The 22165-nt window shown below is 64.8% G+C and carries 18 protein-coding genes; all 18 read right to left on the reverse strand.

From position 1 onward, the window contains the following. Window positions 1-16: 16 nt before the first annotated feature. The 18 genes from D002_RS0107450 to D002_RS0107535 all read right to left on the reverse strand — a co-directional run bounded on the left by D002_RS0107450 (window position 17) and on the right by D002_RS0107535 (window position 22142). On the reverse strand, window positions 17-772 hold the full coding sequence (locus tag D002_RS0107450) for a S1C family serine protease (RefSeq protein ID WP_026181590.1): 756 nt from the start codon (window positions 770-772) through the stop codon (window positions 17-19). Between the two features lie 227 nt (window positions 773-999). Beyond that, window positions 1000-1854: a formyltetrahydrofolate deformylase gene (purU, locus tag D002_RS0107455; RefSeq protein ID WP_018141289.1), complete on the reverse strand. Its 855-nt coding sequence runs from the start codon at window positions 1852-1854 to the stop codon at window positions 1000-1002. Between the two features lie 303 nt (window positions 1855-2157). Next, entirely contained in the window at window positions 2158-3108 is a 951-nt protein-coding gene (gene ispH / locus D002_RS0107460; protein WP_018141290.1) for a 4-hydroxy-3-methylbut-2-enyl diphosphate reductase, read from the reverse strand. A 26-nt stretch (window positions 3109-3134) separates the two neighbouring features. Further along, the gene (locus D002_RS0107465; RefSeq protein ID WP_018141291.1) at window positions 3135-3569 is read right to left on the reverse strand and encodes a peptidylprolyl isomerase; all 435 of its coding nucleotides are present in this window, start codon (window positions 3567-3569) and stop codon (window positions 3135-3137) included. A 2-nt stretch (window positions 3570-3571) separates the two neighbouring features. Then, the gene (lspA, locus tag D002_RS0107470) at window positions 3572-4078 is read right to left on the reverse strand and encodes a signal peptidase II (protein WP_018141292.1); all 507 of its coding nucleotides are present in this window, start codon (window positions 4076-4078) and stop codon (window positions 3572-3574) included. Continuing rightward, entirely contained in the window at window positions 4078-6924 is a 2847-nt protein-coding gene (gene ileS, locus D002_RS0107475) for an isoleucine--tRNA ligase (protein WP_018141293.1), read from the reverse strand. The genes lspA and ileS overlap by 1 nt, the downstream gene beginning before the upstream one ends. Before the next feature lie 33 nt (window positions 6925-6957). Continuing rightward, window positions 6958-7920 carry a bifunctional riboflavin kinase/FAD synthetase gene (locus D002_RS0107480; protein ID WP_018141294.1) on the reverse strand — a complete coding sequence of 321 codons (963 nt, stop codon included), beginning with the start codon at window positions 7918-7920 and terminating at the stop codon, window positions 6958-6960. 54 nt (window positions 7921-7974) lie between these two features. Then, window positions 7975-9555 carry a murein biosynthesis integral membrane protein MurJ gene (murJ, locus tag D002_RS0107485; RefSeq protein WP_018141295.1) on the reverse strand — a complete coding sequence of 527 codons (1581 nt, stop codon included), beginning with the start codon at window positions 9553-9555 and terminating at the stop codon, window positions 7975-7977. Between the two features lie 491 nt (window positions 9556-10046). Continuing rightward, entirely contained in the window at window positions 10047-10250 is a 204-nt protein-coding gene (locus D002_RS0107490; RefSeq protein ID WP_018873518.1) for a cold-shock protein, read from the reverse strand. A gap of 561 nt (window positions 10251-10811) precedes the next feature. After that, window positions 10812-11531 (reverse strand): SDR family NAD(P)-dependent oxidoreductase, encoded by a 720-nt coding sequence (locus D002_RS0107495; RefSeq protein WP_018141296.1) that lies wholly within the window; start codon window positions 11529-11531, stop codon window positions 10812-10814. 234 nt (window positions 11532-11765) lie between these two features. Then, the gene (locus D002_RS0107500) at window positions 11766-13955 is read right to left on the reverse strand and encodes a bifunctional diguanylate cyclase/phosphodiesterase (protein WP_018141297.1); all 2190 of its coding nucleotides are present in this window, start codon (window positions 13953-13955) and stop codon (window positions 11766-11768) included. Continuing rightward, window positions 13952-15730, reverse strand: a complete 1779-nt coding sequence (locus tag D002_RS0107505; protein ID WP_018141298.1) for a SpoIIE family protein phosphatase — start codon at window positions 15728-15730, stop codon at window positions 13952-13954. Before D002_RS0107505 ends, D002_RS0107500 begins: the two co-directional genes overlap by 4 nt. A gap of 3 nt (window positions 15731-15733) precedes the next feature. After that, window positions 15734-16039 (reverse strand): STAS domain-containing protein, encoded by a 306-nt coding sequence (locus D002_RS0107510; RefSeq protein WP_018141299.1) that lies wholly within the window; start codon window positions 16037-16039, stop codon window positions 15734-15736. 122 nt (window positions 16040-16161) lie between these two features. Then, window positions 16162-17358 carry a methyl-accepting chemotaxis protein gene (locus tag D002_RS0107515; RefSeq protein ID WP_018141300.1) on the reverse strand — a complete coding sequence of 399 codons (1197 nt, stop codon included), beginning with the start codon at window positions 17356-17358 and terminating at the stop codon, window positions 16162-16164. 12 nt (window positions 17359-17370) lie between these two features. Beyond that, window positions 17371-18441, reverse strand: a complete 1071-nt coding sequence (locus D002_RS0107520) for a chemotaxis response regulator protein-glutamate methylesterase (protein WP_018141301.1) — start codon at window positions 18439-18441, stop codon at window positions 17371-17373. Beyond that, the gene (cheD, locus tag D002_RS0107525) at window positions 18442-19065 is read right to left on the reverse strand and encodes a chemoreceptor glutamine deamidase CheD (protein ID WP_018141302.1); all 624 of its coding nucleotides are present in this window, start codon (window positions 19063-19065) and stop codon (window positions 18442-18444) included. Then, entirely contained in the window at window positions 19065-19886 is an 822-nt protein-coding gene (locus D002_RS0107530) for a protein-glutamate O-methyltransferase CheR (protein ID WP_018141303.1), read from the reverse strand. The genes cheD and D002_RS0107530 overlap by 1 nt, the downstream gene beginning before the upstream one ends. Before the next feature lie 18 nt (window positions 19887-19904). Next, on the reverse strand, window positions 19905-22142 hold the full coding sequence (locus D002_RS0107535) for a methyl-accepting chemotaxis protein (RefSeq protein ID WP_018141304.1): 2238 nt from the start codon (window positions 22140-22142) through the stop codon (window positions 19905-19907). Between the last annotated feature and the right edge of the window lie 23 nt (window positions 22143-22165).

The following is a 22165-nucleotide window of genomic DNA, read 5'->3' on the forward strand; positions in this document are numbered from 1 at the left end:
TTGACCTTGCGGAGCGTCAGTTGCCGCTTTGGTTGCGGTATTCCTGTAGCAAGGGACGGATTCGGTCGGAGGGGATGGCGTAGCTGATGCCGCTGGGCTGGCCGATGGCAGCTTCGCGGCCGCCCTGTACGAAGACCTGGTTAATGACGCCGATTACCTCGCCCGAACCCTTGCGGAACAGCGGACTCCCGCTGTTGCCCGGGTAGGCGGTGGCGTCCAGTTGAAAAACCATCGGCGGATCGTTGCGCAGGGCGCGGATGCGACGTTCATCGAGCTCGGCTGAGCTCCGGGCCGGAATCACCATCGGCGTGCGTGCGGAGATCGTGGCCCGGTGGGTGGCGGGATAGAGACCCAGGATCATCCCGATGGGGTAGCCGGTGAATGCCACTTCCTCGCCGACGCGGGCCGAGTCCGATGAGCCGAGGCGAAGAGCTGGTAGCGACGGCGCAGCGATTCGCAACAGAGCCAGGTCGTGATCCACCGAGCGGGCGACGACTTCGGCGTGGTGGACCTCTGTGTTGCGGCCCTCCCCGCTGATGACCACCAGACGTTCGCGGCGCTCTTGGTCCAGCGTTTCGGGAATCACATGGTAGTTGGTTACGACCAGTCGGCCATCGTCGATAACGAAGCCGGTCCCGAGGTAGTCGGCCCGCGGGCTTCGTGTTGGCTGGAAGGTTGCGACTCCGACGACCGAGGGTTTGACCCGATCAATGGTGTCCGGAAGCCGTTCGGCCGAGGCCGAGGGGGCGCCTAGCGCGAGGGCAGCCGCCATGAGCACCAGCAGGAGGAGTTGATGCCAGGCCCACCGTCTGGAGTGGATTGTCCTGGGGATGCCGTTTTCGTTCGCCATCTTGGGTCTCCCGTCGCCCGCTTTTGTGATTTGGGCTACCCGCGGAGTCTAGTCCAGGCGCGTGTCGGCGACGGGTGCGGGCGTGACTTGGATGCCAGTGGCGTCCGGTTCAGCGTTAGTTGGCGGCAGTGAAGCGCTCCCTTCGATGATTAATCGAAGACAATGGTCTTGTTGCCGTGGGTGAGGACGCGGCCTTCGAGATGATAGCGCAGGCCGCGGGCGAGGACCCAGCGTTCGACGTCGCGGCCCTTGCGGATGAGATCCTGCACGCCGTCATCGTGGCGGATGCGGGTGACGTCCTGTTCGATGATCGGCCCGGCGTCGAGGTCCTCGGTGACGTAGTGGCAGGTCGCACCGATCAGCTTTACACCACGGGCGAAGGCCTGGTGGTAGGGCCGTGCGCCGACGAACGAGGGCAGGAAGCTGTGGTGGATGTTGAGGATGCGCTCGGGGTACTCATCGCACAGAGTCGGCGGCAGGATCTGCATGTAGCGCGCCAGCACGATGGCATCCGGGGCGAGTTCGCCCAGGCGTTGCTGGAGCTGGGCGAACGCGCCCTCACGGCCCTCTTTGGGTACCGGGATGTGCTCGAACGGGATGCCGTGGCAGGCAGCCAGGGGCTCCAGGTCCCGATGGTTGGAGAGAATGGCCGGGATCTCCATCTCCAGTTCGCCAGCGCTCCAGCGTGCGAGCAGGTCGCTGAGGCAGTGGGGTTCGCGCGAGACCATCAGCACGACACGGGGCCGGGTGTCTGCCGAAGCCAGCCACCAGTCCATGCCGAGATCGAGGGCCAGTTCGTCCAGGCGTTCGCGCAAGGCGGGCTCGGCGTCCACGGGCAGCGAGAACACCCAGCGCATGAAGAACCAGCCGGCCTCGGCGTCGGTGTGCTGGGCTGCCTCGGTGATCCAGCCGTCGGTGTTGGCGATCGCGTTGGCGATGCGCGCAACAATTCCGTGCTGATCCGGGCAGCGAATACTCAGCCGAAAACGCGGTCGATCATCCATGTCGTTTATGTATCCCGAATAAGGTCAAGGGCGGGTTTTACCACGAAGCTCACGAAGGCACGAAGAAGGGCAAGGGCGGATTAACCACAGAGATCACGGAGGACACGGAGAAAACCAGGGATGGTTTTGTGGGCGGCAGGATTCCGATGAGCGTAGCGAATCGCGTCCTACCATATAAACCTTTGTCGTCTTTCTCCGTGTCCTCTGTGCACTCTGTGGTGCAATCGTCTTTGACCTTGCCCTTCTTCGTGCCTTCGTGAGCTTCGTGGTGAACACAAAGCGGCGCCAGGAAAGACGAGGGTGTCAGGCGGATTCGCGGCGCAGGCCGGAGGGGATGGAGAAGGTGATGGTCTCTTCGCGGCCGGAGAGTTCGGAGATGGTTTCGACGCCGTGGCCCTTGAGGAAGTCCAGGACTTCGTTGACCAGGACCTCCGGGGCGGAGGCGCCGGCGGTGACGCCGATGCGGCTCTTGCCTTCCAGCCAGGCGGGGTTGATGTCGGCAGCGCCGTCCACCAAGTAGGACTCCACACCCATGCGGGCGCCGATCTCGCTCAGGCGATTGGAGTTGGAGCTGTTCTTGGAGCCCACTACCAGCAGCAGGTCGCATTGCTTTGCCAGGTCCTTCACCGCGTCCTGGCGATTTTGGGTGGCGTAGCAGATGTCCATCTTGCGCGGGCCTTCGATCTTCGGGAAGCGCGCGGTGAGGGCATCGATGATCCCGGCGGTGTCGTCCATCGACAGCGTGGTCTGGGAGACGAAGGCGAGCCGATCGGGGTTCGTGACCTCGAGGTTTTCGACGTCGGCGATGGTCTCGACCAGCATCATGCGCCCTCCCTGCGAGTCGTCGAACTGGCCTAATGTGCCTTCGACCTCGGGGTGGCCGGCGTGGCCGATCAATACGACCTCGCGGCCCTCGCGGGCGTAGCGGCCCACCTCCAGGTGGACTTTGGTCACCAGTGGGCAGGTCGCGTCGAATACCGTCAGCCCGCGCTGCTCGGCCTCTTGCTGCACTCGTTTGGGCACGCCGTGCGCGGAGAAGATGACGACCTGGCCGTCCGGCACCTCGTTCAGTTCCTCGACGAAGCGCACACCGGCATCGGTCAGGCGCCCGACCACATGGCGGTTGTGCACCACCTCGTGGCGTACGTACAGCGGCGCGCCGTAAATCTCCAGAGCGCGCTCCACGATCTCGATGGCGCGTTCCACCCCGGCACAGAAACCACGCGGATTGGCGAGCTGGGCCTGCATGCTCATGCTGTTCTCCTGCGGTCGTTCGCGACCTATTGCGGTTCCTTTACGGATACCACATCCACCTCGAAGGTGAAGTTCTGACCCGCCAGCGGGTGGTTGAAATCGACGGTGACGGTGTCGTCTTCAACCGCCTCGATACGCCCTGGAACGGCGTCGCCGGAGGGGCTGTTGAATTCGTAGATATAGTCCACTTCCAGCGGCAGATCGTCCGGAAACTGCGAGCGGGGCATCTGTTGCACTGCCGCCTTATCCCGAAACGGGAACATGATGCCGGCCTCGATCGCAAATTCCCGGTGGTCGCCGGGCTCCAGGCCGACCAACAGGTCCTCCAGGCCGGGCAGGATCTCGCCGGATCCGATTTCCAGGGTAATGGGTTCGTCGCCGGTCCCGTCCACTAGATAGCCGTTCTCCAGGATCAGGCGATAGTGCATCTCGATGCGCGCGCCTTTGGTCGCGGTGGTCATGCTTACTCCCGATGCGTTGGCGGATGGCTGTGGTCGCCTTCGATGAAGGTCGCCACGATCAGCGTGATGGCCCCCATGACGATCGCCATGTCGGCCACATTGAAGGCCGGCCAGTGATAGCCCGCCCAGTGAAAGTCCAGAAAATCCACCACTGCACCGTAGCGCAGGCGGTCGATCAGGTTGCCGATGGCCCCGCCCAGCACCAGGCCAAGGGCGGTCACCGACCACCAGGCCTGGCGCGGCAGGCGTGCCAGCCAGCCGATAATCAGCAGGCCGATGACCAAGGCGATGCCGCTCAACAACCAGCGGCCCCAGTCCCCAGCCCCGGCGAGAAAGCTGAAGGCCGCACCGGGGTTGTATACCAGCGAAAGGTTGAAGAAGCTCGTGATCTCCACTGGCGCGAACAGCGTCAGCGCGTGCTCGGCCCAGACCTTGGTGGCCTGGTCGGCGGCTACGATGGCCGCTGCGATCACCAGGCCCGGGCCCAAGCCGGAACCCTGCAGGCGCATCAGGCGAAACGCCGGGTTTCGCCCGGGCCTTCCACGTTGCTGACGCAACGCCCGCACAGTTCCGGATGCTGCGCGTGTTCACCCACGTCCGGGCGGCGGTGCCAGCAGCGCACGCATTTGGCCTGCTCGCTCTTGTGCACCACGATGCTGAGCGCCGTGCCGTCGTTCAGCTCGGCGCTGTGTGCGCCTTCCGGGGCGGCGCCGTTGGCCAGGCGAGCCTCGGAGGTGATCAACACGAAGCGCAGCTCGTCGCCCAGGCGTTCCAGCAACGCACGCGCTGTGGAATCGGCCGGCAGATGCAGGTCGATCTCGGCATTCAGCGAGGCGCCGATACCCTGCTCGTTGCGCGCCAGTTCCAGGGCGCGGGCGACATGCGTGCGCACCTCCAGAATGCGGTCCCAGTCGCCATCGGAGAACGCGGCGTCCTCGGGCAGTGGCGCCAGCCCCTCGTACCAGGTGGAGAACAGCACGCTGTTGGGGCGTTCGCCGGGCAGGAGTTCCCATATCTCCTCGGCGGTGAACGTCAGAATCGGGGCGACCCAGCGGGTCAGGGCCTCGGCCACGTGGTACAGCGCGGTCTGGGCCGAGCGCCGCGCATGCGAGTCCGCCTGGGTGGTGTACTGGCGATCCTTGATCACGTCCAGGTAGAAGCTGCCCAGTTCCACCGAGCAGAAGTTGTGCACGCGCTGGTAGATCTGGTGGAACTGGTAGTCGTCGTAGGCGCGGGTCACTTGTTCCTGCACCTGCAGGGCGCGGGCGACGATCCAGCGATCCAGCGGCAGCAGCTCGTCCAGGGGCAGGGCGTGCTCGGCCGGCTCGAAGCCGTTCAGGTTGCCCAGCAGGAAGCGGGTGGTGTTGCGGATGCGGCGGTAGGCGTCGGCGGTGCGGTCGAGGATGTCCTTGGAGATCGCCATCTCGCCGGAGAAGTCGGTCGCCGCGACCCACAGGCGCAGGATATCTGCCCCCAGCGTGGAGACGACCTCCTGCGGCGCGACCACGTTGCCGCGCGACTTGGACATCTTCTCGCCCTTCTCGTCCACGGTGAAGCCGTGGGTCAGCACCGCCTTGTAGGGCGCCTCGCCGCGCATGGCGACGCTGGTCAGCAGGCTGGACTGGAACCATCCGCGGTGCTGATCCGATCCCTCCAGGAACAGATCCACTGGCAGATCGCCCAGCTCCGGACGCTTCTGGACAACAGTGGAGTGCAATGCCCCCGAGTCGAACCACACATCGAGGGTGTCGTTCAGCTTGATGTAGTCATCCGCCTTGTCGCCCAGCAGTTCTTTCGGATCCAGCTGGAACCAGGCCTCGATGCCGTTCTGCTCAATCCGTTGCGCCACCGCCTCCACCAACTCGGAGGTGTGCGGGTGCAGGCGGTTCGTCTCCTTGTGCACAAAGAATGGGATCGGCACGCCCCAGTTGCGCTGGCGCGAGATGCACCAGTCCGGCCGGTTGACCACCATGCCGTGGATGCGGGCCTGGCCCCAGCTCGGCATCCACCGGGTGTCGGCGATCGCCTTCAGCGCGTCCGCACGCAACTCGGCGCGCTCCATGCTGATGAACCACTGCGGGGTTGCGCGGAAGATGATCGGGGTCTTGTGGCGCCAGCAGTGCGGGTAGCTGTGCTCGAACTTCACCGCCACGATCAGCGCGCCGCGGTCCTTCAGCACGTCGATCACATGGCCGTTGGCCTGATGTACGTTCTCGCCGGCGAAATGAGGGGTGTCCGGCAGGAAGCGGCCGTCCGGGCCCACCGGGTTCTCCACCGGCAGGCTGTACTGCAGCCCCACCGCGTAGTCCTCCTGGCCGTGGCCGGGGGCGGTGTGGACGGCCCCGGTACCGGTCTCGGTGGTCACGTGATCACCCAGGATCAGCGGGACCTGACGTTCCAGGAAAGGATGCTGCAGCATCAGGCCTTCCAGCGCCTGGCCCTTGGCGCGGGCCACGATCTGGCCTTCGCCCAGCGAGTATCGCTTGAGACAGTCCTCGACCAGAGCCTCAGCAAGCAAGATGCGCTCGTGCTCCAGCTCCACCAGGGCGTAATCCAGTTCCGGGTGCAGGGCCACCGCCTGGTTGGCGGGCAATGTCCATGGGGTGGTGGTCCAGGTCACGACGCTGATGGGGCCGCGCGAGCCATCGATGCCGTCGAAGCGACGCAGGAAGTCGATGTCGTCGACCACGCGAAAGCGTACGTCGATTGCCTGCGAAAACTTGTCCTCGTACTCGACCTCGGCCTCGGCCAGCGCCGAGCCGCAGTCCACGCACCAGTGCACCGGCTTCTCGCCCATCTGCACGTGGCCGCGCTTAAAAATGGTGCCCAGCGCGCGGACGGTGTCTGCCTCTACCTGGTAGTCCATGGTCAGGTAGGGATTGTCCCAGTCCCCCAGCACACCGAGGCGCTGGAAGTCCGCGCTCTGGCCATTCACCTGTTCCTGGGCATACTCGCGGCAGGCCTTGCGGAAGGTTGCGGCATCCACGTCGCGGCCGGCCTTGCCCAGCTTCTGCTCCACCTTCAGTTCGATCGGCAGGCCGTGGCAGTCCCAGCCCGGTACGTAGGGCGCGTCAAAGCCGGACAGGGTCCGGCTCTTCACGATCACGTCCTTGAGGATCTTGTTGACCGCATGGCCGACGTGGATCGAGCCGTTAGCGTAGGGCGGACCGTCCGCCAGCACGAAGCGCGGCCGCCCGGCGCAGTATTCGCGCAGGCGCTGGTAGCGATCCTCCGCTTTCCAGGCCTCCAGCCACTCGGGCTCCCGCGTCGCCAGGCCGGCGCGCATCGGGAACGCCGTCTCGGGCAGGTTGAGGGTGTCCTTGTAGGGATTCGGCGGTGCCGGTTTGCGTGCCATGAGCGAGTTCCGGATCGACCCTGTGGGCCGGTTTCAGCTGAATTGCGAGAGTTGGGTTCGGGCGGTTTCGACGTCGCGCGCGATCTGTTCACGCAGCGCCTCCAGACCCTCAAAACGTTGTTCGCCACGCACCTGCGCGACGGGTTCGAAGCAGACGGCCTCGCCATATAGGCCGGGTTGGCCCTGGAGTACGTGGGCCTCCAGGCGCTGTTCGGTACCGGCCACGGTCGGCCGCCAGCCGATGTTCGCGACGGCGGGCAAGGCCTCGCCGGAGGCCCGCCGCAGCCAGCCGGAATATACCCCGCGCAGCGCCAGCGGCCATGGCCCCATACGCAGATTTGCGGTGGGAAAGCCGATCGTCCGCCCGCGTTTGTCGCCATGCGCGACCCGGCCATGCAGGCGGTAGGGTCGCCCCAGCAGCTCCGCCACCTGGGCAAAATCTCCCGCGACGGCGGCGGCGCGGACGCGTGTGCTACTGATGCGGCCCTCGGCGTCGCGCACGGTCGGTGTGGATTCCACCGTGAACCCGTGCTGTGCACCGCCTGCCTGCAGGGTCGACTGATCGCCCTCGCGCCCCCGTCCGAAACGAAAGTCATCGCCGACCAGCACATGTCGGGCGCCGAGGCGGTGATGCAGGACCTCCTCCATGAAGGCCGCGGCTGACAGCTGTGCCAGACGCGCATCGAAGCGTAGAACCCAGACCGTGCCCAGAGCGCTATTGCCCAGGGTGATCAAGCGGTCGCGCAGGCGTTGCAGGCGTCCGGGAGGGGAGGGCGCATGGCTGCGCGCGCCAAAGTATTCGCGCGGCAGCGGCTCGAAGGTCATCAAGAGCGCCGGCGCTTGGCGATCCTGCGCCGCCTCAAGTAGGCGTCCCAGCACAGCCTGATGGCCACGATGCAGACCATCAAAGTTGCCAATGGTCACCACCGCGCCATGAACGCCGGCTGCCTCGAATGCCTTGCTGTCGGCCGGCCCCAGGCCGCGAATGAGCCGCATCGCCCCAATCCCGCGCAAAACCGAAAGTATAACCCGCCCGGGTGGTGACGGGCATCATCGATCCGTGCTCGTCTGTGGCTCGTGCAGCAACAGGTCATGCGGCCGCAGGCCGGCCAGCCACAACGTGGCGGCAAGGGTCGCGGTGCCGGCCAGGATCAGCCCGGTCAGCGCCTGCAGGCGGGTGCGGATGGACCAGTCGGTCCACTGGCCGAACTCCGGCGACAGCCAGACGAGCACGCCGATCATTGCGGCCAGGCCCAGAGGCAGGCCCAGGCGCAGTCGGCGCAGCCCGGGGCCCGGCTGATAGATGCCTTCGCGGATCAGTCCGCGGTGGAGCAACCCGGCGTTGATGTAGGCCGAGGCCGACGTCGCGAGCGCGAGCCCCGCGTGGGCCCCCGGCGTGCCGGAGAGATACCACGGCAGCACGAAGGCCGCGTTCAGCACCATGTTCCAGAGCATGGCGATGATCGCGATCTTGACCGGGGTCTTGGTGTCCTGACGGGCGAAGAAGCCGGGCGCCAGGACCTTGATCAGGATGAAGCCGGGCAGGCCCAGGGCATAGGCGGCCAGGGCCATCGCGCTCATGTAGGTGTCGAACTGGGTGAATGCCTGGTACTGGATGAGTGTCGCCAGGATCGGCACCGCCAGCACCACCAGCCCGACCATAGACGGCAGGGCGACCAGCATGGCCAGACGCAGGGCCCAGTCCAGGGTGCGGTTGAAGGCTGCCGGGTCCGCCAGGTTGTACTGGCGTGCCAGGCGCGGAAGGATCACCGTGCCGATGGCGATGCCGAACAGGGCCAGGGGCAGTTCCACGAAGCGGTCCCCGAAGTACAGCCACGAGATCGAGCCGGCGACCAGGAACGACGCGATCAGGGTGTCCACCAGCAGGTTGATCTGGACGACGGAGGTCCCGAGGATCGCCGGCAGCATCAGCTTGACGATGCGCCGGACCCCTTCGTGGGCGCGGCGGAAACGGGGGCGCGGCAACAGGCCGGCGCGCAGCAGGAACGGGATCTGGAAGGCGAGCTGTAAAGCCCCGGCGATGAACACGCCCCAGGCCAGGGCCACGATCGGCTCGGCGAACATCGGTGCGAGCCATAGCGCGGCCACGATCAGGGACAGGTTCAGGAAGACCGGGGTAAATGCCGGCACCGCGAAGCGCCCGATGCTGTTCAGGATGCCGGCGGCCATCGCGGTGAGCGAGATAAACAGAAGGTAGGGGAAGGTGATGCGCAGCATCTGTGCCGCCAGATCCTGGCGCCCCTCTTCCTGTGTGGCGAGCCCTGGCGCGAACACCCAGATCAGCAAGGGCGCGGCGAGCACACCGATCAGTGTTACGACGGTGACCACGGTCATGAGCGTGCCGGCGGTGTGGTCCAGCAGGTCGCGCAGGGCCTCGCGACCACGTTTCTCGCGGAACTCCGCGAACACCGGGACAAACGCCTGGTTGAAGGCGCCCTCGGCAAACAGGCGACGCAGGAAATTGGGGATGCGGAACGCGACAAAGAAGGCGTCGGTCGAGGCCCCCGCCCCGAAGGTTACCGCCAGCACCATGTCGCGCAGATAGCCCATGATTCGCGAGATCATGGTCATGCCACTGACAACGGCGGTGGAACGGAACAGACGGTTCATCGCGTGCGGGGCCAGCCTTCGGGAAAGCCCCGCAGTGTACTTGAATCACCCGCGCCGGACCGTTGCCTTCGCCACGAAGGCCGCGACGAAGGACCTAGTCAAGAGCGATTTCACCACGAAGCGCACGAAGGCACGAAGAAGGGCAAGGTCAAGGGCGATTGCACCACAGAGGGCACAGAGGACACGGAGAAAAGCAGGGTTCGTTTGGTGGGGGGATGTGGATGAGCGCAGCGAATCGCATCAATCCCAGCGGACGGACCGAAGGCGATGCGTTTCGCATCGCTCACCGCATCCTGCCGCCCCCGAGCCGGTATCCGCATTAGGTCTTTGCAGGTTTCTCCGTGATCTCTGTGTCCTCTGTGGTGAAAATGCCCTTGCCCTTCTTCGTGCCTTCGTGGTGAATACAGGGCGTTAGGCACGAAAAAGGCCGCCCGGAGGCGGCCTTTTCGGACGGTCCAACGAAGGAGCCGTCAGCCTTGGGATGTGGCGCCTTAGATGGCGGTCACTTCCCCGGCGGCCAGGCCCTTGGCGGTTTCCTGGATTTCAAAGGAGACCTTCTGACCTTCGGCCAGGGTCTTGAAACCCGAACCGTTGATCGCGGAGAAATGGACGAACACGTCCTTGCCGCCATCATCGGGGGTGATGAAACCGAAACCCTTGCTCTCGTTGAACCACTTCACAACACCAGTATTCACAACTTGTAACCTCTTCATGTAACAAACAAATGTGTTCGCGGCATGCTGCCAACAGATCAACGGGAGCACTGGTTCAATAACTAGAAACTTCCTAGTGTTGTCGCTCAACCACGAATCACGCTTCCGACTATACGCCGCATCCTGGGCAAAATCCAACACCCCCAAAATGAACTTTTTTTGGCGCTGCAAAGCCGATTTCCCGCACGCCGGTGGGGCAGCCGCGGCTCCACGAGGCAGGGCCAGGTCAAAAGCGGATTGACCACGAAGCGCACGAAGGCACGAAGAAGGGCAAGGTCAAGGGCGATTGCACCACGGAGTGCACAGAGGACGCGGAGAAGGGCGACAAATTTTCAGGGGGGGCAGGATGCGTAGAGCCCAGTGAAACGAATCGGGGGCCGGCCGTTCCACGGGATCGATGCAATTCGCTGCGCTCATCCGCATCCTACCCGCCACAAGGCCATCCCCGGTTTTCTCTGTGACCTCCGTGTCCTCTGTGGTGCGATTGCCCTTGCCCTTCTTCGTGCCTTCGTGCGCTTCGTGGTGACAAAAAGGGGCGACAGATCAGAGCTGGCGGATGTCGACGAAGCTGCCGCGGGTGGTGTGGTGCAGGCGGGGCAGGACGTCGAGGATGGTGCGGGCGGCGTCCTCCGGGGTGGGCATGTCCTGGGTCCCGCGTGCGGCCTTCAGGCGCTGGAGGACCGGGAAGCTTTCGCGGTCGGCCTCGTCGCAGAGGTAATCCTGCATGGCCGTATCGACCAGGCCGGGGGCGAAGGCATTGATGGCTGTCTCGTCCGGAAATTCGTGGGCGTAGAGCTGCATCATCATGTTCAGCGCGGCCTTGGACAGCGAGTACCCGCTCCAACCGGCATGCCCGGAGACCGATGCGCCGGAGGAGATCGCGATGATCTGGCCCACCTGGACATTGCGTTTCAGCAGGGTATCCAGGATGACCTTGTTGGCGAAGGTGTTCACATCCATCAGCAGGCGCAGTTCATCCATCGACGCGTCCTGCATGCGCTGCATATGACCCAGCAGCCCGGCATTGAGCACGACCAGGTCCAGTGCCTCGACGCCTTCCAGCAGCCGTTCCATCGCGGCACCAGTGGCATCGAAGTCGTTCAGGTCCACGCGTTCGTCTGCGCTGATCCCGGCCTCCGGGCAGCCGCGCCGACTCATGCCGCGGACCTGGGCGCCCTGTTCCAGTAGGACTCGGGTCAGCCCAAGGCCGAGCCCGCTGGAATTCCCGGTCACGAGCGCCGAACCAAAACGGCCATCCTGCATGTTGCTCTCCTTCAAGATTTCGAACATCTGAATTGTCTACCACGAAGCGCACGAAGGCACGAAGAAGGGCAAGGGCGGTTGAACCACAGAGGGCACGGAGAAAGGCGACAAATTTTCAGCGGGCAGGATGCGATTCGCGGCGCTCATCAGCTCCTACCCGCTACAAGATCATCCCCGGTTTTCTCCGTGCCCTCCGTGGTGAAAACGCTTTTAACGTGGCCTTTCTTCGTGCCTTCATGCGCTTCGTGGTGAATCAAGGAGGTCTACCCCGGCATGCGGGGGGCGTTCGTGCCACTGGCGTTCGAGGTCGGAGGCGGGCATGGGGCGGCCGAGCAGGAAGCCCTGGACCTCGTCGCAGCCCATTTCGCGCAGGAAGTCGTGCTGCTGAGCCGTCTCTACGCCCTCGGCCAGTACGCGCAACTTCAGGGTTTGGGCGAGCCCGATGATGGCGCGGGTGATGGCCTCGTCGTCGGGATCGTTGCCAATGCCCCAGGTGAATTCGCGGTCGATCTTGAGCGTGGTTAGTGGCAGCCGTCGGAGGTAGCGCAGTGACGACTGGCCGGTGCCGAAGTCGTCGATGGCAATGGATACTCCAAGCTGTACCAGGCGCCGGAGCATCGCCGCGGTCGCATCGATGTCCTCGACCAGCACACTCTCGGTGATCTCGACCTCCAGTCGCGAGGGCTCGACCCCTGCCGCCCCCAGCGTTTCCAGGATGCGTTCCGGCAGGTTCGGATCGGCGAACTGCCGTGCGGAGAGATTGACTGCCAGGCGCAGTGGCGGCAGGCCATGGCGATCCCAATCCGCCAACTGGCGTGTGGCGGTACGCAGCACCCAATCCCCGATCGGCACGATCAAGCCGGTCGCCTCGGCCAGTGGAATGAAATCGCCCGGGGAGATCATGCCGTGCTGCGGGTGCCGCCAGCGGACCAGTGCCTCCACGCCCACGCGTCCACCATCCTGGAGGGCCAACTGGGGTTGATAGTGAAGTTCGAACTGGCCTTCGCGCAGGGCTGTGCGCAGGCCTTGCTCCAGTTCCATTTGCGCTCGTGCCTGGGCGTTCAGCTCCTCGGTGAAGAACCGGAATGTGTTCCCGCCAGCATTCTTGGCCTCGTGCAGGGCGCTGGTCGCGTGGCGCAGCAGGTCGTCCTTGCCCCGGGCATCCTGGGGAAACAGGCTTACGCCCACGCTGCTGGTCGCGACATGTTGTCCATGGCCTATGGCGAAGGGTTCGGAGCAGTGCTGTTGCAGTTCGCGCACGCGTTCGCGCGCCTGGTCGAGGTCGTCCACCCCGGTGAGGACGACGGCGAATTCATCGGCGGCCAGGCGTGCCAGGGTGTCGCGTGGTTGCAGGCGGTTTTGCAGACGATCGGCGAAGGCGCGCAGCAGGGTGTCGCCCGCGTCGTGTCCCAGCGTGCTGTTGATCGAGGTAAAGCGGTCGATGTCCAGTAACAGGACCGCGAGCGACTCGTCCTGGCGATCCGCCTCGTCCAGCGTGGCCCGCAGCCGGGTTCGCAGGCCCGTGCGGTTGGGCAGGCCGGTCAGGGCGTCGAAATTCACCAGCTGGAACAGGGCGTGCTCGGTGCGCTGGCGTTCGGTCAGGTCCTGGTGGATGCCGAGGATGCGGTTGGGCTGGTCGTCGGATCGTTCGCCCTCCGCGAGCATGTAGCGCTCCGCTCCATCCGGCAGGATCAGCCGGTGGCGGATCGAGAAACGGTTCGTCTCGCCATTGGTCAGGCGCAGCAGTGCAAAGGAGAGCGCCGCCCGATCATCCGCGTGAGTGTTTTCCAGCAGGTCCTCTCGGGTCAGGGTTTGCGGCCGGTCGCCCCGGCCGAACAGTGCGCTGGCCTCGGCCGACAACTGGATCTGGTCGGTTGCAGTGTCCAGGTCCCAATGGCCGATGCGCGCGACTCGCTGCGCGGTCAGCAGCCGCTGGTGGCTGTCCTGCAGGGCTTGTTCGGCCCGCATGCGTTCCTGCACCTGATGGGTCAAAAGATCGATGGCCTCGCGCAGGTGTTCCTCGGGTTCCGGTGCGGCATGCGGACGGTCCGCGCGCTGTTCGCGCAGCACTGCAAAACGCCAGGAGGCCTGTGCCTGTCGGCATAGGCCGATGTCGAGCAGTGCGGTCCGTGAAGTGCCGTCGTCGCGCTGGACGGTCACCGGATCGCGCCGGGGTACCCAGGCCTCGGCTCGGGTAGCGGTCTTCAGGCGTTCTTGCAGGTCGAGCGCGGGGTCGACCGGCGACATCAGGGTGCCCAGGTCGCGTTCGTCCAGGCTGCATGTGGTCGCCCCGAACAACCGCTCGGCGGCCGGGTTGGCGTACCACACCCGCCCCTGAGCGTCGAGAAACAGGATCGCCTCGCTCAGGGCGTTGACCAGATCGATCGGGGCGGGGCTTTTCCCGGACTCCAGCGTATAGGTCATACGGAGATATCCCCCTTGTGCTCGGGCATGTCCCGCCAACGGTAGTCGGCTTCGACCAGATTGCCGCTGCCGAGGTGGCGGACGTTTTGGCACAGGCGGGACACCAGTTTCAGCCCGCGCCCCCAGAGCCGGTTCTCGCCGCCACCTTCAATCGCTTCCTGCACCTGTTCGTAGTCGAATCCAGGGCCACTGTCGCGCACGCGGATGCGGATGCAGTGCTGGCCCTCCATGGGGCGGTGGCGCAGGGAAATGCCGATGCGTCCGCGGATGTCTCGCAGGGCCTCGTTGCGCTCGTGGTAGTACTGTTCGAAGCCCTCGACCGTCCCTTTCATGCCCGAGTCCAGGCGCAGGACGCCATGTTCGAAGGCGTTGTTGTACAGCTCGGCGATTACCGTTTGCAGTGCCTCGGCATGGCCGCCCCCCAAATCCGGGAACCATGCCTGCAGTTGATCGCGGGCGGCTTTAACCAGGTCGGTGGTGGCCAGTTGCCGGTCACTGACCTCCAGGGACCAGCGCCGTGTCCCGCGGACAGCGCTCACCTGTGGAGGGTTGCTTTCGGAGACCACGCCGGGACTGCAGTCGATGGTCACCAGCGTCATATCGTCGCCCGGTATCTGGTCGTCACGGTGCTGATCGAGTGCTTGCCGAATACGATCGTAGGCACTGGCGGCGGAGTCGCAGGCCTGACAGTGCTGGTGGATCGCGTCTTCGCCAAAGGCCGTGGCGTCGCGGTTGGTGGCTTCGAGCACCCCGTCACTGACGAGCGCCAGCCAGTCGCCGGGGTTGAGTTCGAACGGGCGGGGAGCGGTATCCAGGTCCAGTTGCTTCAGGATGCCCAGAGGCATCGCCTGAGATTGGATTCGCCTTGCGCGGCTTTCGCGCGTATTGCATAGCCAGCCGTCGGGCATGCCGCCATTCCACAGGCGCACACTGCCACCGTCCGGGGCGAATGTGGCCAGGACCGCACCCATAAACATTGAAGGAGGCAGGAAGTCGTGCAACACGTGGTTGAGCGTGTGCAGTAGCTCCTGGTCATCCACGCCCTCGGCGGTCAACGAATGGAAGGTCTCGCTGACCGGGTAGGTGCCGATCGCGGCACTCAGGCCATGCCCGGTGAAGTCACCAACCAGCACGCGCATGCCGCCATCGGGGGTGAAGCCGGACAGCACCACATCGCCGCTGAAGGTGCTGGCCGCACAATGGTAGACGTTCAGGCGTTCCAGGCCCTGGTTGCGGCGGGTGATCGCGCGGGAGAAAAGCCCTTCGGCGGTTTCCTCCTCCCAGGCCTGGCGGGCCTGGGCGCGCAGCAGTTTCTCGTTGCGCTCGCGCAGCCCGGTGTGGAGATCGCGCAGACGTTCCATCGCATGGATCTTGGCCTTCAGGATGGCCAGGTTCAGTGGCTTGCTGAGAAAGTCATCACCCCCGGATTCGATCCCGCGCAACAGCGAGTTCTCGTCGTCCATTGCGGTGAGGAAGATGATCGGTACGAACTGTTCGCCACTCTCAGCCTTGATAAGGCGGGTTGCCTGGTAGCCGTCGAGCTCCGGCATCATCACGTCCATCAGGACCAGGTCGGGCAGGGCCTCGCGGCAGGCGTCAACAGCCTGTTGTCCAGTATTGGCCTCGCGAGTCCGGTAGCCGGAACCGGCCAGCATCATGCGCAGCAGCCGGCGATTGTGCGGATCGTCGTCGACGATCAGTACCGAACCTTCCCCAGAAATCAGGTCTTCCGAGGATGCGGAACGCGACGAATTTGAAGGCTCGGGGATATCCATGAACTAGGCGATACGGAACAGGCGCCCGAAGTTCGCGATGTCCAGCACCTTGCGCACGCCTTCCGAGGCACCGGCAATGGTGATGTCGGAAAACTCCCCCCCGGCATGTTCGCGCAACAGCAGCAGCATGCCCAGCGCGGAGCTGTCCATGTACTCGGTCTGCGAGAGATCAACGACATAGCGTACGCCGGTCCCCGCGGTTTCGCGGTAGGCGGCACGGAAGGCCTGGTGTTGCTCGAAATCGAAGCGTCCCCGGACGCGGATGCGGACTTCCTTTTGATCGTCGGACACGTGCTGTTCGATGCTCATGTTCGGTTCCTGGTGTTGTGGTGGGGGTGTTGCCCCTTCTAGTTGGATGCGGATCAGGCCATGACCCGGACAGATGTCCCGAAGGTCCTGTACCGGGTGACTGGGGGTTCGACGCTGCGGCGTTAAAACAATTCCACGTCGCCGGCGCCCATGTCCTGCTGATCGACGGCCCGGTGGTAGGACTCCTGGCGGCGTGCGCGCCAGTCACGTACGCGCTCGGCCATGGCCCGGGCATCCTCGGTGGAGTGCGCCTCGTGCAGGATGGCCTGCAGCTCTTGCAGGTGATTCAGGGCCTCCTCCGCGGTGCCCAGGGACTGGCGTGCAATGTCCTCGAACTGGAGGGAGCGTACTGCGGTGGAGACTGCCTGGTTCATGCGCTCGCTCAGTTCGGCCTCCTCGCGGAGGCGCTGGTCCAGATCGTCGCTGGCGCGCTGCGCATAGGCAAATAGCTGGGTAATCCGTTCTTTCTCACTCATGCTGTCGTTCATGTCGCGCGAGGCCATGTCGTGCACCGTGCCATGGACCTTGCGGATGGAATCGCGAGCCCGGTCGATTTGCTTGCGGATGTCGTCGTGGAAGGTGGCCGAGCGCTGGGATAGCGAACGGACCTCTTCGGCTACGACCGAGAAGCCGCGCCCGGCCTCGCCCGCGCGGGCCGCCTCGATACTCGCGTTCAGGGCCAGCAGGTTGGTCTGTCCGGCGATCTCGCCCGCACTGTCCAGTAGTTTGAAGACCCCGTCCATGTGTTCACTCATGTCTTCCATGTGGTGCGCGCTCTCGACACTCTGACGGGAGATCTGAACCAGGGTGTCGATGAACATCTGCAGGGTCTGATCGGACTTCTGGGTGAGTTCGGTAATCACCTGCGTCTGAGTCCAGCCACCGCCGCCCTCGTCGCCGATGTTGTCGGACATCAAATGCATCTGGCGTTCGGTGATCTCGTGCATCTCGTTGAAGCTGGTGCCCAGCTGCTGCACCGCCTCCGCGATCAGGCCGCGCTGGCGGCCGATCTCGGCCTCCAGTTGCTCCAGCTCGAAATTCATTGCCTGTTCCAGCTCGTCCGAGAGTTCGGCTCCGCCGCTTGTTGCGGTGGACCGGAGCGATTGCTGCTCGCTCGCGGCCTGTTCTTCCTGAAGGCGCCGGTAGAGCCCCACGCCGAGGAGGCCCGCCAGCACGGTGAGCGCCAGCGGAGCCAGTACCAAAAGAGGCGGTGAGCGCAGGGCAAAGGCAACCGTGGCTAGAAGCAACAGGGCGATCAGTACGATCACGAGCCCGATCTGGGTGCGAATGTCAGCCAGTCTGGACAGCGGATTTTCCATAACGATTGGCTCCTATTCGCCGGTGGTGGCTTGGGTGCGGTGATCGCGGATAAGGGCCGCGGCGATACCGGACAAGGGCAACACCTGCACCGCCGCGTCGCGCTTGACGGCCTCGCCCGGCATACCCCAGACAAGGCTGGTGGCCTCGTCCTGGGCAATGGTGTGGGCGCCCGCCTCGCGCAGGGCGAGCAGACCCTCCGCACCGTCGTCGCCCATGCCGGTCAGCAGGGCGGCGACCACGTTGGCCCCTGCCTGTTCTGCCGCGGAGCGGAACAGTACGTCCACGCTCGGTCGGTGACGATTGACCGCAGCGGTGGTGTCCAGGCGGCAGACGTAGCGGGCGCCATCCCGCGCCAGACGCAGGTGGTAGTCGGTCCCGGGCGCCACATAGGCGTGCCCCGGCATTACGATATCGCCATCCTCGGCCTCCTTCACCGAGAGCGCGGTGTTGCGGTCCATGCGTTCGGCGAAGGCCTGACTGAAGCCGGCCGGGATGTGCTGGGTGATCAGGATGCCGGGCGCATCCGGGGGTAATGCCACCAGGACCTCGCGCAGGGCCTCGGTGCCGCCGGTGGAGGCGCCGAGCACGATCACGCGGTCGGTGGTCTTCAGGCGACTGCCTGCGCTGGCCAGGCGCCGGGGTGCCGCCGGCGTGGCGCTACGGGCCTGCAGACGGATACGGGCTGCCGAGCGGATCTTTTCGATCAGTACGTCGCTGTATTCCTGCAGGGCGTGCGAGACGTCCACCTTCGGTTTGGTGACAAAGTCCACCGCCCCGACCTCCAGCGCCTCCAGGGTGACTTCGGCGCCCGCCTCGGTCAGGGAGGAAACCATGACCACCGGCATCGGGCGCAGCCGCATCAGATTGCGCAGGAAGGTGATGCCGTCCATCTTTGGCATCTCGACATCCAGGGTCAGCACATCCGGATCCAGCTGCTTGATCTTCTCGCGCGCATCGAACGGGTCGATGGCGGCCCCGACCACTTCGATGCCGGGATCCGCGGACAGGATCTCGGTCAGCAGTTTCCGGATCAGGGCGGAGTCATCCACCACCAGGACCCGCACGGGCGATCGGTTGGTCATCTAGAACAGCTCCACGTCGCCGGCCACCGGATCATTCTCCAGACGGCGACGGTAGTCCTGCTCGCGTTCGAGCAGGGTGTTGTTATGTAGCGATACAAGCTTCTTCACCCGCGCCCGTCCCGAGGCGGGAAAGAACACCACCTTGCGGGGCCAGGGGCCACCTACGTCTTCGGCGACCAGGGTTAGTCCCTCGTCGCGCAGGAACTGCCGCATGAAGGCGATGTTGCGCGCGCCGACGTCGCTCATGCCGGCCATGACCCGGCCACCGCCGAACACCTTGATATGCAGATCGTCGCGCGGCGCACCGAGCTTGAGCAGTTCGTTGATCAGAAACTCCATCGCATAGGTTCCGTAGCGCGTAGCGCTGGAGGTAACCGGTCCCCAACCGCGATCGCGGTCGCCATCGGGCAGCATGAAGTGGTTCATACCCCCGATACCCGTACTCGGTGACCAGACGCAGGCCGATACGCAGGAGCCCAGTACGGTGGTGATCAGCTCGGTCGGGGCGACGGATACGTAGGCCTCTCCCGGCAACAATTTGGCCGCCGGGGCTGCGTGCAGGCGATCCCAGTAGCGGTTGATATGTGCGAAGGCATGATCGTGCAGCGCCGGCAGGGCAGACATCAGGCGGCCCTCCGGTACACGGTCTGTTCCAGCAAGCGGAATTCCTCTGTCACGCGAAACAGCGACTCGGAATGCCCGATGACGAGGTAACCCTCCGGACGCAGGACCTTCGCAAACCGCTCCACCAACTGCTTCTGGGTCGGCTTGTCGAAATAGATCAGCGTGTTGCGGCAGAAGATCACGTCCAGCGGCCCCTTGATCGGCCATGGGTCGAACAGGTTCAGCTGGCGGAAGTGGACCATCGAGCGCAGTTCGTCACGGATCTTGACCTTGCCCTCGTTGGCGCCCTTCCCGCGCAGCAACCAGCGCTGTTGGCGTCCACTCGGGATGCCGGTGACCCGGTTGGCGTCATACACACCGGCATCGGCATGGGCCACAACGCGCGAGTCAATATCGGTGGCCAGGATGCGCACGTCATCCGGTGACGGCAGGGCCTCGGCCAGGGTCATCGCAATCGAGTAGGGCTCCTCGCCCGTGGAGCAGCCGGCGGACCAGACCTTGAGGGGGCCCGTGCGTGGCAGTCGCCCCAGTTCGTCCAGCACAGGACCGGCCAGCATCTCGAAGTGATGGGCCTCGCGGAAGAAGGCGGTGAGGTTGGTGGTCAGCGCGTTGATGAACTCCTCGGCCTCACCCTCGTCGCCGTCCTCCACTCGATCCAGGTAATGCTCGAAGGAGTCCATGCCGAGCACCCGAAGCCGACGCGAGAGCCGGCTGAAGACCAGCTCGTGCTTGCTCGCGTTCAGCATGATCCCGGTGCGCTCCTGGGTCAGTTGTGCAACACGCCGGAAATCGCGTTCGGTCAGGCGCTCGGAGGCGGCCATCTAGCATCGCTCCCCCACTCAGAACTCCTCCCATTCTTCGCTGGACTCCTGGCGCGAAGGCGCCGGGGCTGGGCGGGCGGGCGCATTGCCGCCGGCCGAAGCCGGGCGTTTCAGGGCGCCTGGGCCTTTGGATTGTTGTGATGCACTGCCACTGGCCTTCGGCTTCTGCATCACCTGGCGGGCGGCGGTCGCCTGCTCGCTCTTGAAGAAGCTCATCATGTCCAGCAGCTCGCGGGATTGGTCGTCCAGCGATTCGCTGGCGGCCGCAGCCTCTTCGACCAGGGCCGCATTCTGCTGGGTAACCTCGTCGAGCTGAGTCACGGCCTTGTTGATCTCGTCGAGCCCGGTGGACTGCTCTTCGCTGGCCGCGGCGATCTCGGCGATGATGTCGCTGACCTTCTTCACCGAGTCGACAATCTCTTCCAGCGCCTTGCCGGAGTTGTCGACCAGCTTTGAGCCTTCGCCGATGCGTTCCACCGAGTCGTTGATCAGGGTCTTGATCTCCTTGGCGGCCTGGGCGCTGCGCTGGGCCAGGTTGCGGACCTCGGTGGCGACCACGGCAAAGCCGCGGCCCTGTTCCCCGGCTCGTGCAGCCTCGACGGCAGCATTGAGTGCCAGCAGATTGGTCTGGAAGGCGATCTCGTCGATGACACCGATGATGTCGGCGATCTTTTTCGACGACTGGTTGATGTCGCCCATCGCGGTCACGGCCTTGTCGACCACCTCGCCCCCTTCCTGGGCCTTGTCGCGCGCGGCGCTGGCGAGCTGATTGGCCTGGCGGGCGTTGTCCGCGTTGGACTTGACCGTGGAGGTCATCTCTTCCATTGACGAGGCGGTCTCCTCCAGCGAGGAGGCCTGTTCCTCGGTGCGCTGGGACAGGTCGGTATTGCCCTGAGCGATCTCGGCCGAGGCCGAGCGAACGTTGCCGGCGCCCTCGAGGATCTGCCCGACCAGCTGGTCGAGGTTGTCCAGCGAGGTATGGATGGCGTCGCGGAACTCGCCGAACTCGCCGCGGAATTCGCCTTCCATGCGGACGCTCAGATCCCCTTCCGCCATGGCCTGCATGACGCGGGATCCCTCCCGAACGGGGGGCACGACAGCATCTAGCAGTTCGTTGACGCTTTCCGCGACGCTTTGGGTGAACCCGCTGTAGCGCTCGGCCTCGAGACGTTCACCCAGCTTGCCGCTTGCGGCGTCGCGGATCAGTGCGTCGATCTCGGCCTCTGCGGTTCGCATCTCGGTGACATCCCGCCACTCCAGCATGTTGCCGGCGTAATTGCCTTCGTCGTCGATGATCGCGGTCGCGTTAATCCAGAAGCGCAGGTCGCCCAGGCTGATTTCGGTTTCGTACGGCAGCCTGGACGGGTCCTTCAGGATGGAATGCTGATGCGACGGGACCGAGTGAAACTGGTCAATCGACTGGCCCACCATGTTGTATGGGTCGAAGCCTGGAAACGCCTTGGTGAAGGCCTCGCGGTGTTTCTGGAACATCGCGGTCAGGGCGGCGTTGGAGAATGTGATGGTCATGTTCTCGTCACACATCATGAGCGAGGAAGAGGCGCCGTTGATCGCGGCCGCAAAGCGTGCGCGCTCGCGGTCCGCCTCGTTCCATTCCGTCACGTCTTGCCACTCGACCATGCTGCCGATGATCCTGCCGTCGTCATCGGTGATCCCGGACGCCTGCAGCTTGAATTCGAGTCCACCGACCTCGATCTCGGCGGTGTAGGGCATGCGTGCCGGGTTCGACAGGATGGCGCGCTGATGCGACGGATCCTTGTGGAACTGGTCGATCGACTGTCCCACGAGGTTGTCCGGATCGAAGCTCGGGAAGTGCTGCTGCAGAATGTGGCGGCGTTTGCGCAGCAGGCTGACGACCGCCTCGTTGGCGTAGATGATGTTCATGTCGTCGTCGCACATCATCACCGCCATTTGCGAACCCTCGCAGGCGGCACGCATGAAGCGGCCGTCCATCATCTCGTTCGGGTCGATTTCTGCGGCGTCGGTTTGCGGATTGGCGGCCATGGGGGTGTCCTCGCTTGGCTTGTTCGTATGGCGCGCGGCCGAGGTGCGGCGGCGGGCGGGTTTGTTGGTTTTCGGCGTCTCGGTTTTCGGGCCGGACCGGGGTTCGGGGGCGGCTTCGTCCGAAGCCGGGCGCTCGCTCGAGGCCTCGTCGGAGCCCGATTCGCGGGCCGTGCCGGATGGGTTCATCCAGCCCAGCGGGTCGTTGCCCAGCTTGTTGCGTTTGCGTGTGGTCATGGCCCGTGTTCTCCCTGGCTCGC

The organism is Thioalkalivibrio sp. ALJ7 (assembly GCF_000376865.1).
Taxonomy (GTDB): domain Bacteria; phylum Pseudomonadota; class Gammaproteobacteria; order Ectothiorhodospirales; family Ectothiorhodospiraceae; genus Thioalkalivibrio.

Excerpts from the sequence above, each read along its gene's own strand:
- purU (WP_018141289.1), bottom strand. The coding sequence starts at position 1,854 with ATGGATGATCGACCGCGTTTTCGGCTGAGTATTCGCTGCCCGGATCAG.
- D002_RS0107510 (WP_018141299.1), bottom strand. The coding sequence starts at position 16,039 with ATGAGCATCGAACAGCACGTGTCCGACGATCAAAAGGAAGTCCGCATC.
- ispH (WP_018141290.1), bottom strand. The coding sequence starts at position 3,108 with ATGAGCATGCAGGCCCAGCTCGCCAATCCGCGTGGTTTCTGTGCCGGG.
- D002_RS0107530 (WP_018141303.1), bottom strand. The coding sequence starts at position 19,886 with ATGGCCGCCTCCGAGCGCCTGACCGAACGCGATTTCCGGCGTGTTGCA.
- D002_RS0107465 (WP_018141291.1), bottom strand. The coding sequence starts at position 3,569 with ATGACCACCGCGACCAAAGGCGCGCGCATCGAGATGCACTATCGCCTG.
- D002_RS0107450 (WP_026181590.1), bottom strand. The coding sequence starts at position 772 with ATGGCGGCTGCCCTCGCGCTAGGCGCCCCCTCGGCCTCGGCCGAACGG.
- D002_RS0107520 (WP_018141301.1), bottom strand. The coding sequence starts at position 18,441 with ATGACCAACCGATCGCCCGTGCGGGTCCTGGTGGTGGATGACTCCGCC.
- ileS (WP_018141293.1), bottom strand. The coding sequence starts at position 6,924 with ATGGCACGCAAACCGGCACCGCCGAATCCCTACAAGGACACCCTCAAC.
- cheD (WP_018141302.1), bottom strand. The coding sequence starts at position 19,065 with ATGTCTGCCCTGCCGGCGCTGCACGATCATGCCTTCGCACATATCAAC.
- D002_RS0107535 (WP_018141304.1), bottom strand. The coding sequence starts at position 22,142 with ATGACCACACGCAAACGCAACAAGCTGGGCAACGACCCGCTGGGCTGG.
- D002_RS0107480 (WP_018141294.1), bottom strand. The coding sequence starts at position 7,920 with ATGCGGCTCATTCGCGGCCTGGGGCCGGCCGACAGCAAGGCATTCGAG.
- murJ (WP_018141295.1), bottom strand. The coding sequence starts at position 9,555 with ATGAACCGTCTGTTCCGTTCCACCGCCGTTGTCAGTGGCATGACCATG.
- D002_RS0107495 (WP_018141296.1), bottom strand. The coding sequence starts at position 11,531 with ATGCAGGATGGCCGTTTTGGTTCGGCGCTCGTGACCGGGAATTCCAGC.
- D002_RS0107515 (WP_018141300.1), bottom strand. The coding sequence starts at position 17,358 with ATGGAAAATCCGCTGTCCAGACTGGCTGACATTCGCACCCAGATCGGG.
- D002_RS0107505 (WP_018141298.1), bottom strand. The coding sequence starts at position 15,730 with ATGGATATCCCCGAGCCTTCAAATTCGTCGCGTTCCGCATCCTCGGAA.
- lspA (WP_018141292.1), bottom strand. The coding sequence starts at position 4,078 with ATGCGCCTGCAGGGTTCCGGCTTGGGCCCGGGCCTGGTGATCGCAGCG.
- D002_RS0107500 (WP_018141297.1), bottom strand. The coding sequence starts at position 13,955 with ATGACCTATACGCTGGAGTCCGGGAAAAGCCCCGCCCCGATCGATCTG.